Below are 1,760 nucleotides of genomic sequence, written 5' to 3'. Positions count from 1 at the left end.
TTTTCTTTCTATTTAGCAAAAGCTTATTGCATATTTTTTTATTGCTTTCTTTTCTAAATTTTTCATATTTTTCTGGTTCCATTTTTTTGAATTCTTCAAGATATTTTTTAGCTAAGGTACTTTTGATACCATTTTGTTTTAAATCTTCATCTACTTTTCTTTTACTAATCATATTTTCTCCTTGTCTTATTTAATAATTTTTCACTTGATTCTTTTTAAATAAATTATTAATTCTTTCATAATTAATAAGATTTGTTCCTTTTTGCAATTGCTTTAAATAAATTAGAATTTTTATCATTTAAATTGAAAATATTTTCTTTAATATTTCTATAAATTTCTTTATTTGAATTTAATTTGGTTCATTCTGACTTTTCCAAATAAAGCAATGCTATAAGTGCTTCATCTGATTGATCTAAATCTGGCATTTTCGAAAAATAATTTTGATTGTTTTCTTTAAATTTTTTTATAAAACTTTCTATCTTTAATCAATCTTCTTTTTTATCTAATATTTCAAAGAAATCAGCTCCATAATAAGGTCTTAAGTCTACTTGTTCATAATAAAAATTATTAAATAATCTAATATTCTTTATATAATCATTATCTAAAAATCATAAAGCACCCTTAATATTCATTTTTGGGTAAATAATTTTTAAGGCTTCTAATTGTTTAATGATATTCTCACAAGTTTTTTTCATTGCTTTATGTGAATAGCAATCTCTCTTTCTTAAATAAACAACAAACATATCTGTTGGTTCATCTTTTGTTGAATTATTATTCAATCTAAAAATGAAAGATGCATTGATTATTACTTGTTCAGGAATGTCTCCTAAGTGTTGTCCCTCTTTAAGAGGCAAATTGTATCTAAAATTGCTTCTTTGTAAACTAAAACCATATTGAGTAATTAAACTTAAAGCACAATATTGAATAAATTTGTCATAAATTCTTTCTTGATGCTTCAAAAATGATTGTTTAATTTTAGTCTTAACATCAAATGGGTTGGTTGGTGAAACAAAATTAAAAGGTTTATTGATTATTTCTTTTAAAAGTTTTAATGTAGGGTCATTTGTTAAGGCGCTTTTAAGTTCTGCTTCAAATTGACTATATTCCATATTTTTCTCCTATTGTTTTTAATTCTTCAAGATATTTTTTAGCTAAGGTACTTTTGATACCATTTTGTTTTAAATCTTGATCTATTTTTTGTTTTGATTCTTCACTTAATAAAATTTCATCAAATTTATTGTTTTTAATCTCATGCATAATTTTTCCTTTTCCTTTCTTCTTTTCCATAGTTCCTCCTATTTTTTAGCCTTTGACTTTGGATTTTCAATTTTTGTTTCTTTAGCAATTTCTTTATTCATAGCTGCATTTTGTGCTTTTTCAATATTCGCATTATCATATGCGTCAGCTATAATCTTTCCACTTGCTAAATCCTTTTGGTATTGGCTCATCACAGCCTCTTTAGTTGAAACAACAATTTCTTTCATTGCTTCATTAAACGTTTTTGTTATCTCTTTAGCAACACCATCGCTCAACTTAAAGTTCTTTGCAATTTCCGGCTTTATCTCATTTTTAGCTAAAGCTTTTTCTTTTCTTTTATCAAAGAAATATTTAATAGCAGTTATACCTATTACTAAAGGCAAACCGCCCACTAAATATGCTTGAAGACATAAGAACCCTTTTAATGCAAGAGCAGGTAATTTCTTCAAAACTTCCTTAAAGTTCTTGGTTCTTATTCCGCTTTCTTTTCTTTATCAGCTTCT

3 protein-coding genes are annotated in these 1,760 nt (G+C 25.2%); all 3 read right to left on the bottom strand.

What is annotated here, in order from left to right:
• Positions 1–242: 242 nt before the first annotated feature.
• The 3 genes from MBIO_RS00635 to MBIO_RS00625 are packed head-to-tail and all read right to left on the bottom strand — an operon-like array spanning position 243 to position 1,706.
• The gene (locus MBIO_RS00635; protein ID WP_013526822.1) at positions 243–1,109 is read right to left on the bottom strand and encodes an HpyAIV family type II restriction enzyme; all 867 of its coding nucleotides are present in this window, start codon (positions 1,107–1,109) and stop codon (positions 243–245) included.
• Positions 1,099–1,287 (bottom strand): nuclease PIN, encoded by a 189-nt coding sequence (locus tag MBIO_RS00630; RefSeq protein WP_013526823.1) that lies wholly within the window; start codon positions 1,285–1,287, stop codon positions 1,099–1,101. The genes MBIO_RS00635 and MBIO_RS00630 overlap by 11 nt, the downstream gene beginning before the upstream one ends.
• An 8-nt stretch (positions 1,288–1,295) precedes the next feature.
• Positions 1,296–1,706, bottom strand: a complete 411-nt coding sequence (locus MBIO_RS00625; protein ID WP_258408916.1) for a hypothetical protein — start codon at positions 1,704–1,706, stop codon at positions 1,296–1,298.
• Positions 1,707–1,760: the final 54 nt, after the last annotated feature.

The organism is Mycoplasmopsis fermentans PG18, from assembly GCF_000209735.1.
GTDB lineage: Bacteria > Bacillota_I > Bacilli_A > Mycoplasmatales > Metamycoplasmataceae > Mycoplasmopsis > Mycoplasmopsis fermentans.
The sequence above is the reverse complement of the archived record's forward strand: the minus strand, read 5'-3'. Positions and strand labels throughout refer to the sequence as shown.